Source organism: Mesorhizobium sp. M0185, from assembly GCF_040322175.1.
Taxonomy (GTDB): domain Bacteria; phylum Pseudomonadota; class Alphaproteobacteria; order Rhizobiales; family Rhizobiaceae; genus Mesorhizobium.
This window is the reverse complement of record NZ_JAMYSY010000062.1, coordinates 1-13,113: the sequence shown is the minus strand read 5'-3', so window position 1 is coordinate 13,113 and position 13,113 is coordinate 1. Positions and strand designations below refer to the sequence as shown.

12 protein-coding genes and 3 pseudogenes are annotated in these 13,113 nt (G+C 60.7%); 5 read left to right on the top strand and 10 right to left on the bottom strand.

The window, feature by feature from the left end; genetic code table 11:
• Position 1: 1 nt before the first annotated feature.
• Positions 2-514 (bottom strand): hypothetical protein, encoded by a 513-nt coding sequence (locus NKJ20_RS30155; RefSeq protein ID WP_352749038.1) that lies wholly within the window; start codon positions 512-514, stop codon positions 2-4.
• Positions 515-751: 237 nt separating this feature from the next.
• Between NKJ20_RS30155 and NKJ20_RS30150 the strand changes: the two genes are divergently transcribed.
• Positions 752-1,147: a hypothetical protein gene (locus tag NKJ20_RS30150; RefSeq protein ID WP_352749035.1), complete on the top strand. Its 396-nt coding sequence runs from the start codon at positions 752-754 to the stop codon at positions 1,145-1,147.
• A gap of 30 nt (positions 1,148-1,177) precedes the next feature.
• Here NKJ20_RS30150 and NKJ20_RS30145 read toward each other — a convergent pair whose 3' ends face one another.
• Positions 1,178-1,405, bottom strand: a complete 228-nt coding sequence (locus NKJ20_RS30145) for a hypothetical protein (protein WP_352450291.1) — start codon at positions 1,403-1,405, stop codon at positions 1,178-1,180.
• 54 nt (positions 1,406-1,459) lie between these two features.
• On the opposite strand from NKJ20_RS30145, the gene NKJ20_RS30140 reads away from it, so the two are divergent.
• Positions 1,460-2,398, top strand: coding sequence for a hypothetical protein (locus tag NKJ20_RS30140; protein ID WP_352749033.1), 939 nt, complete (start codon positions 1,460-1,462; stop codon positions 2,396-2,398).
• 175 nt (positions 2,399-2,573) lie between these two features.
• Here the strand turns inward: NKJ20_RS30140 and NKJ20_RS30135 are convergent, their stop codons facing one another.
• Both NKJ20_RS30135 and NKJ20_RS30130 read right to left on the bottom strand, forming a co-directional pair.
• A complete protein-coding gene (locus tag NKJ20_RS30135) occupies positions 2,574-3,800 on the bottom strand; it encodes a TadE/TadG family type IV pilus assembly protein (protein ID WP_352749031.1) in 1,227 nt (408 codons plus the stop codon).
• Between the two features lie 448 nt (positions 3,801-4,248).
• Positions 4,249-4,530: pseudogene (locus NKJ20_RS30130) on the bottom strand (LysR family transcriptional regulator); the annotation flags it as partial.
• A gap of 235 nt (positions 4,531-4,765) precedes the next feature.
• Here NKJ20_RS30130 and NKJ20_RS34245 point away from each other — a divergent pair.
• Together NKJ20_RS34245 and NKJ20_RS34240 are read left to right on the top strand one after the other, a co-directional pair.
• Positions 4,766-4,870, top strand: a pseudogene (locus NKJ20_RS34245) (carboxymuconolactone decarboxylase family protein); the annotation flags it as partial.
• Between the two features lie 60 nt (positions 4,871-4,930).
• Positions 4,931-5,212, top strand: a complete 282-nt coding sequence (locus NKJ20_RS34240) for a hypothetical protein (protein ID WP_502902841.1) — start codon at positions 4,931-4,933, stop codon at positions 5,210-5,212.
• A 247-nt stretch (positions 5,213-5,459) separates the two neighbouring features.
• Here the strand turns inward: NKJ20_RS34240 and NKJ20_RS30115 are convergent, their stop codons facing one another.
• From NKJ20_RS30115 to NKJ20_RS30090, 6 genes and pseudogenes are all read right to left on the bottom strand, one after another.
• Positions 5,460-8,126: an ATP-binding protein gene (locus NKJ20_RS30115; protein ID WP_352749029.1), complete on the bottom strand. Its 2,667-nt coding sequence runs from the start codon at positions 8,124-8,126 to the stop codon at positions 5,460-5,462.
• Complete coding sequence (locus tag NKJ20_RS30110) at positions 8,093-8,929, bottom strand: ATP-binding protein (RefSeq protein ID WP_352749027.1); 837 nt, start codon at positions 8,927-8,929, stop codon at positions 8,093-8,095. The genes NKJ20_RS30115 and NKJ20_RS30110 overlap by 34 nt, the downstream gene beginning before the upstream one ends.
• Positions 8,926-10,184 (bottom strand): annotated as a pseudogene (locus NKJ20_RS30105) (metallophosphoesterase family protein). The gene NKJ20_RS30110 and the pseudogene NKJ20_RS30105 overlap by 4 nt, the downstream one beginning before the upstream one ends.
• A 153-nt stretch (positions 10,185-10,337) precedes the next feature.
• Positions 10,338-10,604, bottom strand: a complete 267-nt coding sequence (locus NKJ20_RS30100; RefSeq protein WP_352749024.1) for a BrnA antitoxin family protein — start codon at positions 10,602-10,604, stop codon at positions 10,338-10,340.
• Between the two features lie 493 nt (positions 10,605-11,097).
• Complete coding sequence (locus NKJ20_RS30095) at positions 11,098-11,310, bottom strand: cold-shock protein (protein WP_031194806.1); 213 nt, start codon at positions 11,308-11,310, stop codon at positions 11,098-11,100.
• A 151-nt stretch (positions 11,311-11,461) separates the two neighbouring features.
• Positions 11,462-11,896: a KTSC domain-containing protein gene (locus tag NKJ20_RS30090; protein ID WP_352749021.1), complete on the bottom strand. Its 435-nt coding sequence runs from the start codon at positions 11,894-11,896 to the stop codon at positions 11,462-11,464.
• Positions 11,897-12,088: 192 nt separating this feature from the next.
• Here NKJ20_RS30090 and NKJ20_RS30085 point away from each other — a divergent pair, with 192 nt between their 5' ends.
• Positions 12,089-12,598 (top strand): ferritin-like domain-containing protein, encoded by a 510-nt coding sequence (locus NKJ20_RS30085; RefSeq protein ID WP_352483325.1) that lies wholly within the window; start codon positions 12,089-12,091, stop codon positions 12,596-12,598.
• Positions 12,599-13,113: the final 515 nt, after the last annotated feature.

Here is a 13,113-nt window from a genome sequence, read left to right as displayed (position 1 = left end):
CTCATATCCGAGATGCCGGCGAAGTAATCCGCACAGCCGATCGCCGAGCCATAGCGGGCGCTTGCGCCGGCTGCGATGTCCGAGGCAATCGCGCGCAACCTCGCCGCTGCCGGGCCTGTCCTAAAGATTCGTCGGCAGATAAGGTATCGAGCCGAAGCCGGTGACGCATTGCCGGTCCCGGCAAGCGGCTCAAACGCCATGTCTCCTCGGTGACCAGCCGGCACTGCTCGCGCAGCGGGAGATCGCCGGCGGCAAGTGACGCGCTGACGGTGCCAAGCCTTGATCGTGCTTCCCCATCGAGACGGTCCAACACTGCCTCGTAGCGATATAGGGGAATTGTTTCGGCGAGATCGACCGCGATGGTGCCGTGCAGGGGATGCCGCCGTTTCAGCTCCACCAGGCAGGCAGAAGAAGCATCGGCGCAAAGCCGGTCGAAGCGACCAAGCACCTCATCGGGCGTGCGGCGATAGCTCAGCACGTTGAACGTAGCGAACGCGGTCGCAGCCGTTGTCACGTCGTAGCCGGACTTGCCGTCGCGGATGCTGAGCAGGCTCGGCGTGCCCGGAACCGACTGGGAAGGTCGGTGAGCTCCGAAGCCCATTCAACCCGGGCGGCTATAGCAGCGGCAACAGTCGCGGCATTCAGCCCATTAATCGTCGGCTTCGATTCCCCACTTGCGCTTCTCCGGTCGCGACCTTCCCGCCGTACCTTTCGAAACGGTGGGCTGTCCTCTCGGTCGTCAGGTTACTGGATGACCTTCACGATCCATTGGCGCTCGCGTACTTTGCCGAACGCCGGTGTTTCTCCAGCCGGCGTCCATGCTGCTAGGATCGATCTTCGCCAACCGCGATCTCGCCTCGGCCACGCGTCGTTGCGCAGCCCGGATCCTGCTGCACAACGCGAGATTGATGCCGAGACCGCAGCCTTCATCCAGCATGTCATTTGCACGTTCGAGAGAGCGTTCGGCCCGGTTAAGCCGCTGTCGGGCTCTCGCCAGTTCCATATCCAAAAGTTCCATTATTCCGGTCCCTTCGATTTGCAAACCGCTTGTGGTCGCCGTTGGTTCCGGCTGTTCGCGAGCGTGCAGCTCAGACGTCGATCTGGCGGGCACAGTTCTGGAGCGAGAGTGGTGGCGCCGGTGGCCTGAAGGTCGCGACGAACGAAACGCCGGCCCAGATCAACCCGCCCCACGTATTTCAAAGCTGCGGGGATCGTTCTTCACCAAGCGGTCTGCGGCCTCGACCGCAGTTCGTAGCCTGCTGCACAGCGCGAGATTCTCGGCCAGCATTTCTTCAGTGCGTTGAAGCGCGAGCTCGGTCCGGTGGATGCGCTGCCTGGCATTGGCAACTTCCGATGTCAAAATATCCGCCGCTATCCCATGGCCCTGGGGTTCCATAGTGTCCATGGATCTCTAATACAGGGGGGCCGATATCGTTCCCATGATGTCGTGCGAAGCTGGGTGTCGCAGCGTTCTGGATTGCGACTGGCGAAAAATGAAGGCCTCGAGCGTTCATCGATTGACCAGTGGAAACGGCACCTGAAACTTCACATTGAACCGTTCATCGGAACTACGCTGCTTTCCCACATCACGGTGCCGGCGGCGCGCGAGTTCGCGGACAAGCTGCGCAACGAAGCAACGAAGGCCGATTGCACGCGATGGCCCGGAAGGCTCTCGGCTCGCTTGGGGCGCTTTGCTCAGACGCACAGGAACGCGGCCTGGCTACACGCGATCCGGTCACGGTCTCCGCGGCGCGCGGCGCAAAGGCAAGGAGCGCTAGGCGGAAAAGCGACAGAAAGGCAAGCTCAAGATCAGCGTCGACATACCGACGCGCGAAGAGATCAAGGCCCTTCTTGCCTCATTGACGGGACGCTGGTGCCCGCTTCTCGGCACTCCCGCGAGATCCTCTTCAGCATCATCAAGCCGAACAGCAGTATCCGGTTCAGCGAGGCTCTACCAGGCGACCCCAAGGCGATCTTCTATCTGGCTGACCAGGCTGGGCTTGAAGGAATTGTTTCCAAGCGCGCCGACAGCCCGTATCGAAGCGGCCCGACATCGAACTGGCTGAAGACGAAGAGCTTCACGGTCCAGGAATACGAACTGCTGGGCGTCGAGCGTGAGCCGGGCAAGGCGGCATTCGCCTTACTGGCCGAGCCAGGCACCGGGAAGTATGTCGGTTCGGCGTTCATCAGTCTAGGCCGCGACATGAAGGAACGGCTGTGGAAGCGGGTCAAGGAACATGCCGGCCCGCCTCCGGGCGGCATCAAGAAGCGACCGGCGACGCAGTGGGTTGGGCCAGGCGTGAAGCTGCGGATCAAGCACCTTCGTGGCGAACATAAGTATATACGCCATGCGTCGCTGCTTGGCTTCGGCGACGATCCGGAGCGTCCCGGAAAATAATGACGAGCCGCTTCGCTGCGGGTCAATCAAGTAACCGATACAATCCCCTGATTGATTTAATTCGTTGTCACGACGAGGCCAAGCGTGCCTTCGATATCGGCTCTCAGTCCAACACGGAAGCAAGAGAACCTCAAATGCAGTCTGTCTCACAACACTGCGCTGGCTACAGCCAAGTTCATTTCATGAGTCTCGTTGCAGAATTCGTTGTCAATAAGTCACTTGCGCCAGCAAGATAAATTGAGCCATTGCCGTTCATCTCGATCCGGTTGACCACAAAGATGCGAGGCTTACTGTCGGTCGACAATGCACCGCCACCTGTAAGAAAAAGCTTTTGTGACGGCAGATAGACTATACCGCCTAGATCTGTATCGCCACCGCCAATGAGCGTGGAGGTTCTCTCCACGCCTTGGGGTTTTTGAGCTAGCGCGATCCCCATCCACGGGCCGCTGGTCGGCGCCGTCAGGCGTAGCTTGGCGCCGGCCTGCATTGTGGTGGTGGCCTGATCGTCGAGTAGAACGATGGTGGTACCGTCAGCTGCATCGAGAACCGCGCCGGAGGAGAGCGAAAGCCCTCCCGTCCTGATAACATACGTTCCCGCGGCAAGATTGACCACCGCTCCGACCGATAGAATGAGCCCTCCACAAAAAGTGCCGGGAACGAGATTTGCGGTGGCGTTTTTGATCACCAGGTTATTGTAGGTGCAGACATTGTCTGTTGGCCAGACCAGTCGGGAGATAATGGGATCTGCCAGCTCCTTCTGATCGAAAAGCGGTTGAGGGTTGAAGCCGGCAGACGGCCCGGAGGGGCCGACGACTGACGTCACCAATGTCCTGATGGACGATGCGCCATTCGTGGCTAGTGCAGACCCCGATCTTGAATTCACCTGCGCAACGCATTTCTGGCCATTTATCGATGAAGACCCCGAATTCGACCATGCGTTCGAGGCGGACCGATCTAACACGAGAAGACAGACTGGGTATCGCGGATAGGCAATCGCGGTTGCGCTTCGGCTAATATCAAGTTTATCGACGCCAAGGATTGCCGAGAAGGCCAATTCCTGCGGTTGATGCAATACAACCGTCACGATTGTGGGATTGGTTGATCCAACCGTCTGGTGGGCGTCACCACTATAGGGAGTTCGCGTGGCCACAAAGGTGGGGCTAGCGAAAGTATCAACGTTCTCCTGACGCTGCTCCGACGTCATATCGCTGCTGTTCGCGCTTGCCACGGCCAACTGAAGGGCCGTGGAGTCGGCTCCCTCCTGCAACTGTTGGGCAGTTCGGCTCACGCGCGCAAAGTCTATCGCCACTCCGATGCCCAAAAGCACGACTGGCAAGACCAACGCAAACACCACGGCGAGGTTGCCGCGTTCTGTACGCCAAAATCGTTCGGTCACTCGCATGGAAGCCCCCTTCATTTAGCTGGGACAAACCTAGAGGCAGCATATGGAGGGTCCGTTTCGCGAGCCGGTAAAGTTGTCTCGATCCCAAATCAGCTTGCGGGGAGCAGCTGAATCAGCGTCTCAAATTCACCACGATGCCGCCGCCGAGCGCCAGTGCGCCGCCGTCTGGCGCCGGTCTGGCGATCGTCAAGGCCGGCCCGCACGCATCATCGCGCGCGCGATGGCGAGTTGCGCTTCGACCTTGGCATTTTCCTTTTGCGTCATGTTGTCGGCTGCGATCAGGCGACGGAGCGACCGCATCACCTCGCCGTGCCGCCAACCGGCTTCCATGGATGCAGGTCAATTCACGATTTGCTGAAACGCGCTGTTTCCGCCCGGGTGGCGAGCCTGTCAGTTTAGTGAAGTCGTGGCGCCGCGCGCGAACATGTGCCAGCAAATTCGTTTCGTTGGTCGCTCGCAGCCCGCGCGCATATTCGCCAAGCTCGCCGTGCATCTGCGCCAAATGGCGCTGGATGAGGCGGGCGTGATGCGCCAGCGCTTCGCCGGCAGGCGTCGGCCGCACTCCGCGGCGGCCGCGCTCGAGCAGCTTGACCTTACCGGCAGCCTCCATGTCGCGCAGGCGCTCGCTAGCTGCCGACAGCGAAAGCCCCATATCCGCAGCCCCGTGGGTGATGCTCGCCGCGTCCACGACGGCCAGGAACAGGCGAAGGTCTGTTAAATCGAAGCGCACGCGATTGAGAATATCTCATAGTCAGCCTTCGGACCAGCCGAAGCCTGACGGCGGATCATCCGCATTGTGCTCGGCGCTGAATGCCTTACGCCAAAGGCCATGGACCATTCACCACTGCTCGTCCTCGCGGCAACCGCGACCTTTTTCGCCGCCGGGGTCGTCAAGGGGGCCATCGGAATGGGGCTGCCCACAGTGGCCATGGGCGTGCTTGGCGCGATGATTTCCCCGCTGACCGCTGCCATCCCAGATCAATGGCTGCGCCTACTGCCTTCATATCCACACAAGAGACGCTCGCGCGCTCGGCGAGACGGAAGAGCGGCTCTATCTGCTCGATGCCTGGCGCAGGGCAGACACGCTGTACAGCGAGCGCGAACGCGCCGCCCTCGCCTGGACCGAGGCCTTGACCCTAGTGGCCGGGACGCATGTATCCGATGGCGCTCACGAGCAGGTCCGAAATCAGTTTAGTGACGAAGAGCTCGCCGAGCTGACCTTTCTTACCGGCACCACCAATCTCTGGGACCGTCTAGCCGTCGGCTTCCGACTGTTCCAGCCGGAGCAGCCGAGGCCTACCGACACCCGTCAGGCCCTGCCCCCGCGTGCCTCGTTTGAGCCGGCGAGCGCCAATAAGATCCATTATTGCCAACCATTTCGTCAGGAAAAAGAACTCCAGAAGGAGGCCTGAAATGATTTCAAATCCCGCGCCTGCGCGGCATCGCTCATTTTCAACTCTTTTCGGCGCCGGGGCCGCCAAGGCTCGGGTCGCAGAACATGGGCATGAGCAGGTTGAGGCTTCGCTTGTCCGCGGAAGATGGGAACGCGTTCCCGACGCCGAGGCGGCCTCGCCGATCAATTCGCGTCCTTCTGACGGCCCGGCCGTTTACTTTTAGTTTGCAGCTGGGCCTCAACTCATCCCACGCGGCACCAGCCAACTACGCAAGCTCGTGAAATGTAACGCCGGGAACAACAGCCTTCGCAATTTCGCACAGGTGCTGGTGATGCGTCAGATAAATCACCTGGCCAGCGCTTGCCATCTCACCAAACAACCTGAAAACTTCCTCGGACCGGAAATGGTCGAAGGTCTCCATGATGTCGTCGGCGATGAATGGCACGGAGGGTCGAAACTGGGCGAACTCGTAGTATCCGGCAAGCCGCAGGGCCAGGTAGAGCTGAAAACGCGCACCCTTTGAGAGCGCGTCTGCGACTTTGGACTGCCCGTCGCGCTGCAATGCGATGAGGACTTCTCCGCCCTTCACAGGCTGGGTCGCAAGCCCCGAATACTGACCGCGCGTGATGAGTGCGAAAGCGTCAGATGCCCGCTTCATCATCCCGGAGCGATGGCGCTCGCGGTACACGCGCAGAGCGTTCCCGGCGGCCATAACTCCTAGTTTTAGCTCGAAGTATCGGACTGCCTTTTCTTCGATTTCCAGCAAGACGGTGCGGCGCTCGGCATCTATCCGCGCAACCGCGCTGTCGCCGCCAATCGCGTCCAGCTTGTCGATTGCCCGGGTCTGGCGAATAAGCTGCTGTTGTATCGCTTCATCGAGATCCCGAAGCCGTTGCTCACTTTCAGCCTTCTCGACCAGGAGACTATCGACCTCGATAGAATCCAGCATCGAACGCGCCTGGTCGAACCCTTCCACCGCGAGCTCTGCCGACAGCTGCTCCTCAAGCTCGGCAACGGCAGCGCGCAGGCGATCCCTTTCCCGTAGCAACTCGTCGCGTTCCACGACTTCCGACAAGGTGGTGACGCCAAAGGCGGTCAGGACCTCACTTTTGCGTCGCTCATGCGCCGTTGTCTCGAGATTGAGACTGTCACGAGCGTCCTGCAGGCGCTGCAGGTCATTGATGAGGTTTGCCTTCATCTCTCTGGCGCGATCGGCGCGCTCCAAGCGCTCAGCAAGCCGGATCGCCAACTGCTCTGGTTCGTCGTCGTTCGCCGGCTCACCCGCTTCAGCTGCGGCAGCGGTGACCTCGACAATGAAATTGTCTCGGTCTGCCTCCATCTTCTCGATGCGGAGCTGCATGGCATCCCGCTCCTGAATGCTTTTCGACAGCTCAGCCAATTGATCGAGCACGTTGCCGACGCCGGGCGCTGAAATGCCGCTTTCAAGCCAGGTGCCGGCAAGCGCTTCGGTAATGCCGGCCAACCATTCCTCCTCGCGCCTTTCTGCCACGTCCAAAGCCCGTCGTCTGGCGGCCAGATCCTCCTCTTTCGCGCTCACGGTCTTAAGCGCCTCGGCACGCTCCGCATCGACCTTGAGCTGCCTGTCGAGGAACAGTTCTGCCACGGCCATGACAGTCTCCAGGCTGTCGCCGGGTTCCGAGTCTAGGCCGACCCTCGCCAACGCCCCGATCAACTCCAGCTGGATCTGCTCTCCCTCGTCGAGCGCGCGGCGGGCCTTCTTGCGTGCCAGCTCGACCTCCTCCCAGGCCGCGAGCGCATCAATGCGGGCAGAGGTACGATCCTCGATCGTTTCGATCAGACGCTCGGGCGAGAATTCCAGGCACTCTGCCAGCAGTTCGCTGGCCACCGCGCGAAGTTCGGAGAGTACAGCCTGATCGTCCAGGTCGATCCGTGCAAGCTGGTCGCGGATACGTGTGATGGCGGCTGTTGTTTCGGTGAGGGTGCGGAGCGTTGTCCGGATCTCGGCGAGCTCTCGCGCGTTGGCCAGCCGAACCGCTCCAACACTGTCGTCACGCGCCAATAGCGCCTCGAAATCGTCAGCAGTTTGGCCAGTAAGTTCGCCCCGATGCCTGGCCCACGCCTCGTCTCGGGCGCGGCGAATGGCGGAGGCCGTCTCATCATCGGGTACATCGACCGAGGCACGAAGCGCATCCAGGCGAGCTGAGAGCAGGTCGTGACTCTCCTGGTGTTCGGCGAGACGATCGCAAAGGACAGCCCTGCCCTTTCCCAACCCAGCTGCCCGAACCTTCCATGCACCAACTTGCCTGACACTCGGGACGGGCACCCTGGCCAGTGCCCCGGCGTCTCCGGACCAGGGATGCAGTCGAGCGATTGCCGCCTCCCATCGAACCGTGCTCGCGTCCTCCGCCTCGCGGGCCATCTTGAGATCTTTTAGGTGCCCGCTGGCTCGCGCTTTCGACAAGGCCGAGGCCAGCCTTGCCCTGGCAGGTTCGGGCACCCCCCTCTCTTGCCCAACCCGCTCGCGTGCCGCCTGAAGTGCATCGAGCGCCGCCGCGCATTCGTTGCGGGCAACGCGTACGCCGGTGGCGATTCCCGATCGCTCTTCGAGCATGGCGCGAACAGCGCCGACTGTGGCAGCAGGCAAAAGCAGCGCAGCCGGATTTGCCTCGGACGATCTTCCAAGGGCGACAAGGCAAGTCGCCACGGCGCTGTCGAGTATCTGCAGCTCGGTCCTGCGGCTTGGCAGGTCCAGGCCTGCGGAGACATGGCGCACTTTGCGGTCCGCGAGCGCCCGAACCCGCTCGGACATTGCCAGGAACGCCTCGTCCACATCGACCGAGTCGATTTTCATTGTCACGCGCTCGGCGTCGTCGATGTTCCCTGACAGCCGCGTTCTCAGGCTGGCGTCGTCATCGATCAGTCCGGTGACGGTGCCTGTCCAGGTCCGCAACGGTGAAGCATGTCAGGCAGCTCGGCAAGCTGGGCCGCTTTGCGTCGGATGTCGGCGAGGATCGGGATAGCGCGAAGATACCTAGCAATGGTGTCAAGCCGAGCCGACAGCAATGATCGTTCAGCAATACTGCGGTCGTATTTTTCCGCCGCGTCAAGACGTTCGGCCTCAAGGCTCTCAAAAGTCGATGCCAAGGTGTCGATCGCGTCCCTGCGTGACTTGAGTTCCGCAAGGCGCTTCTTGAGCAGCGCAAGTTCGGTTCCGTGAGCCTGCTTGCGATAGAGTCCGTCCGCTTCGGTCTCTAGCGCGCTCAACGTGTCGCTCGCATGCCCAAGACCGGCGCTGGCCGTGAACAGGAGCTTGCCCAGGTCGCCACGCGACTCCAGGATTGATTTTCCGCCTGCTTCCAGCGTCTCGTCGTCCAGCGAGAACATGGTCTCGTATGCGTCACGCGACAGACCCGCGAGATGGGCCGCTATCGCCACTTCGCTCACCGGTTGCTCCATTGCGTTCAGCAGCGAGTTCGTGCGCTGCTTCGTGCGCGTGAATGTGTGCTCAGTGCCGGCGAGTTCGAGCACCCCGCCGATACGCATTGCGCTGTACTCGTGCAGGAAATTGTAGCGGCTGCGTTCCTCGATACCGAACAGCAGGTCCAGATAACCGGAAAGTGCGGTCGACTTGCCGGCTTCGTTCAGCCCGAACACAATGTGGAAGTCGGGACCGGACTCCGGCCTTGGGCCGAATTCGACCGTCCCGTCGGTGAACTTTCCATAACGAATAAGATCAAGGCGCCGGAGCCTCATTGCGCTCCACCTGCCTTGAGGCGGGCCGTGACCAGGTCGGCACCGGTGGCAAGCACCTTGTCGATGAACAGTTCCAGCCCAGCTTCGTCCCCTCCGGCGAAGTCGCGCACGTCCGGCGGCAGATCGGCAATCACCTTTTGGACAAGCGCCTCGCCTCGGCGCGGAGGGCCTCTGACTTGACATCGGCACGCATGGATTGCGCGAGTTCGAAAATCGGATCGGCGACGTCATCGGCTGTTTCCGCGCTGTGCGGAGCGAGGTCAAGCTCAAGCTTTTCGACCCATGTGTCGCCCGTCTGCTCCGCCGCCTGCTCGGCTTCGGCCAGCAGCAGGTCCCTGTCGCGGATCAGCGCCCATGACAACGGCGACGCCCCGGCCAGTCCGACACGGACCACAGCGTGGCGGGATCTGACGGAACCCCGGATATCTTCGAGCGCGGACCGGACACGGCCGACGACCTCAGACCATTCGACCGTCCCGGTCAGATCGACGCTCGCCCGCTCGAACTGCGCGATACTGGTCAGTTTTTCCTCGATCTCGACGGACCGGTCATCTCGTATCGTGACCAGAGTGACGGATTTTTCTCCGGCCTCGTTGATGTCCCTGCCCTGCGGCATTCCCGGCATCACAACGGTGCTTGCTCCAGGATGGACTTGGCGCACGTGGATGTGCCCAAGCGCCCAATAGTCAAAACCATGGCCGTGCAGGTCAGCGATGCTGCAAGGGGCATAGACATCGTGACCGGGCGATCCAGCGAGGCTGGTGTGCATGATGCCCACGTTGACCGCCCCTTCCCGGGCCGCCGGATACTTGGGCAGCAGGCTTTCCGGGGCCTTTGGGTTCGCGAAGCTCAATCCATGGAATGCGACGTCAAGCCCGCCGGCCGTTTGCAGCACCGACTGGGGGCGGCCGCCGAAGATCGTGACCGTGTCCGGAAAAACGAGCTGTTTCGATATACGCGATAAGGCGTCGTGGTTTCCGCGGATCTTGAAAACCCTGATGCCGGCCTGGTGGAGGCGTGTCATTTGCGACGCCAGGAAACGGGCGGTTTTCATCGACGTCTGGTCGCCATCATAAAGATCGCCGGCAATGACGAGCGCATCGACACGTTCCGCAAGGCAGAGGTCTATTATCGAGACAAATGCCTGGCGACTGGCGTCTCCCACAAGTTCGGCAAGATCAGGGTTTCGCAGCGCCAGCGAACGTAGCGGCGAGTCGAGGTGAATGTCGGCCGTGTGTACGAATCGAAATGCCATTCGGGTCTCCGCCCGGAGCATAGAGGGGTTCGGCCGCGGCTCGATGAAAAAATTCCAGGATGCGCGTTGTCGGTTGTCCAAATGGTGCGCAATCGGTTACGCTTATGCTTCCGTTCAACTCCATCTGCGTCGCCGCTATCAGCGCCGTGTCGATCAGTAGTCGTCTGATCGTTTGTCATCGGCATTGGTCGGTTCTTTGGAGATAGCGCGCCGCAAGGTGTCGTTGATCCGATCCTGCCAGCCCGGTCCATCTTCCTGGAAGTGGTCCAGCACCGCCCTATCGATCCTGATCGAAACAAGCTCTCTGATATTTGGAGCAGCCGACGGTTCGCGAACCGGCGCCGCCGGCTTTTTGATCGGCTTGAAGGCGGCTTCAGCGGCCGACATCGGATTTGTGGGTCGGCGTGGAGGATTTGCCATTTGATGATCCTGACTGGTCCTAATGCTTGTCGAGCGGTTCAGTGCGAATGCGCATCATAACCATGTACCGCAGCCTACCGAGAAAAAGCAAAAGGCCGGACTGTTGAGCCCGGCCAAGTGTGAAGGCAGCTTAAACCTCCAAAGCGGAACGCGCCGGACGAATGGAAGGAGAAATCCGATGCGATGTCCATGTGGGCCAACTCAGGCTATCTTCAATGACATTGCTGTGGGATGCAACAAGCTAAAGTGCTCGGCGGGGCTACCCCACGTCGCCAACTCCTACGCTGGAGGACGCAAACGCGAAAAACGCAGGGGACTTCCCGGCTTCCGTTGCCCGACAAGCTGGTTCACACGATCGTTTCTGATGCGTTGCAGCAATCTGCTGCCCAGGTCTCTCCATCACACCAAGCTCGCGCACTTTTTTACACGGCGGGGTCAGTACATTCGTGACTTGCCGCGCTCCTGCGGCTTTCGCCACGGCGCGCGAGAGAAATCAACCTGCTTTGCGGAGATTGCCAGCAGAAGACTTGCCGGTACGTCGGTCCTGCTCGATGTCGTAGTTGATCTTTTGGCCCTCAACGAGGTTCGACAAACCAGCGCGCTCGACGGCGGAGATGTGAACAAAAACGTCCTGACCGCCATCGTCGGGTTGGATAAACCCAAACCCTTTAGTGCTGTTGAACCACTTCACGGTTCCAGTTGCCATGTGCATATACTCCTTGTGACTTCCCAGCGTGTTTGATGGGTGGGCTTGCCAAGTGAGCGCGGACCGTAACCAACCCTAAGCGCCACAGCGGCAACGCGTCCACCAACCGCCGGTTGGAGCGACAGGACGATTGAGCCGCCGGCAGGTCAGGTCATCCCGGGTCGCTATCGCTCGCAACCAGACGGTAGCGGAAATTGTTGCGGATGTGGTCGTTGAAATAGCGGCCCTTGGCGAACGCGGCCCGGAACGCGGCAAAGGTTTCCGGCGGTACCCCCTCAAACTCGTACCGCTTGCCGCTGGCGACAAACCACACCGAGAGGGTCCTTCTATCCAGATCATATTCCATCTTGCGGATCGAAGTAGATGGCATGACGGCGGCTCGATTCGAAAAGCAATCAACGAGCGGAGAGGCCGTCGCGTTCCTTGCGACCGTGATGGTGCGGTGAGGCACGAGGCTCAATGCGGAGCGCCAGCGGCCGCGATCAGCGCCTCGTCGAGGCGAGGAAGCGGGCCAGTGCCAGTTGGGCTTTGTAATGGAACGCGCAGCGGCGAGCACGTGTGATTGATCGGCGCGTCTCGCGTCCATGGCCCGTTTTCCTTGCGCCGATCTTCCGCGATCTTGGCCTTTCCCACGCATCGCTGCAGGATTTTCGCGAGGTGAATTGAGGGCCGCTACGTCGCTGATCCTCTGGGACTGTCAAGGGCCGTTCGGCGGGCTTTGCTCCGGAACAATGTCTTCTTCCGAAACTTTTTCCTTAAGTAGCAAAGGAGATTCGAAATGTCAGAAAGCCGGGAATGGTTTGTCCAATGGCTTAGAGATGCTCATGCCATGGAAGAGCAGGCAGAAACGATGTTGAACGGGCAGTTGAGCCGTATCGAGAATTATCCCGAACTGAGCGACCGAATCCGACAGCACCTCGACGAAACGAAGCAGCAGGCTGCCCGGCTGAAGACCTGTCTCGATCAGATGGACGAGGGTTCATCCACGATGAAGGACGCTGGCGGCAAGCTGACGGCGATGGCGCAATCGCTGAGCGGCGTCTTCGCCGGAGACGAGGTGATGAAAGGATCGCTGGCGAGCTACACGTTCGAGCACATGGAAATCGCCTCCTACACGATCCTTATCGCCGCTGCTCGATCACTCGGCGAAACCGAGGTCCTTCGGGCTTGCGAAGAGAATCTGCGAGAGGAAGTCGCGATGGCGGATTGGCTGAAAACCCATCTTGCCTCCACGACCGAGCAGTTCCTCGCGCGGGCCGAAGCGGACAGCGACAGCGCCAAGCGGTGAGCGGGTGGGAACGTAGTGATCGTGAACTGGGTGATGGGGATTCGCTAGCGCGTCCCCTTCGTGAACGCTGGGCGACGAACAAGGCTGACTGTAGCAGGTGATCGTCGAGCTGAGCATTTCAGAAATTGCTACGACGAGTGATGCTAACATTGCGGCGTCGTGACTTTGAGAGTTGAAGCGTTCGTCTGCGCAGGCCTGGTCAAATACGCATTGGCAATAGCCAAGATCGGAAGGGCTAGCGCCGCGCTCGGCGAGATCAAGCTCGAATGGGCGTATTCAAACGTTCGAAACGAGGTCGCGAGCGGAATGCCCGAGAACACTCGTCCCTGATCACTGAGCAGTTGCGTGGGCGGGCACCGACGAACGCCAAGCCGGATCGGAGAAAGTTCGTCCCGACAGCGGTCAGAGGGCGCCAGCGACGGGCAGAGGTTCGACTGGCGCACGCTCCAAGCCTGGCGTCGGCACGACGTTGGCTTTGCAACACTCACGCATGCTGCGGGCGTCTCTTCCACCGG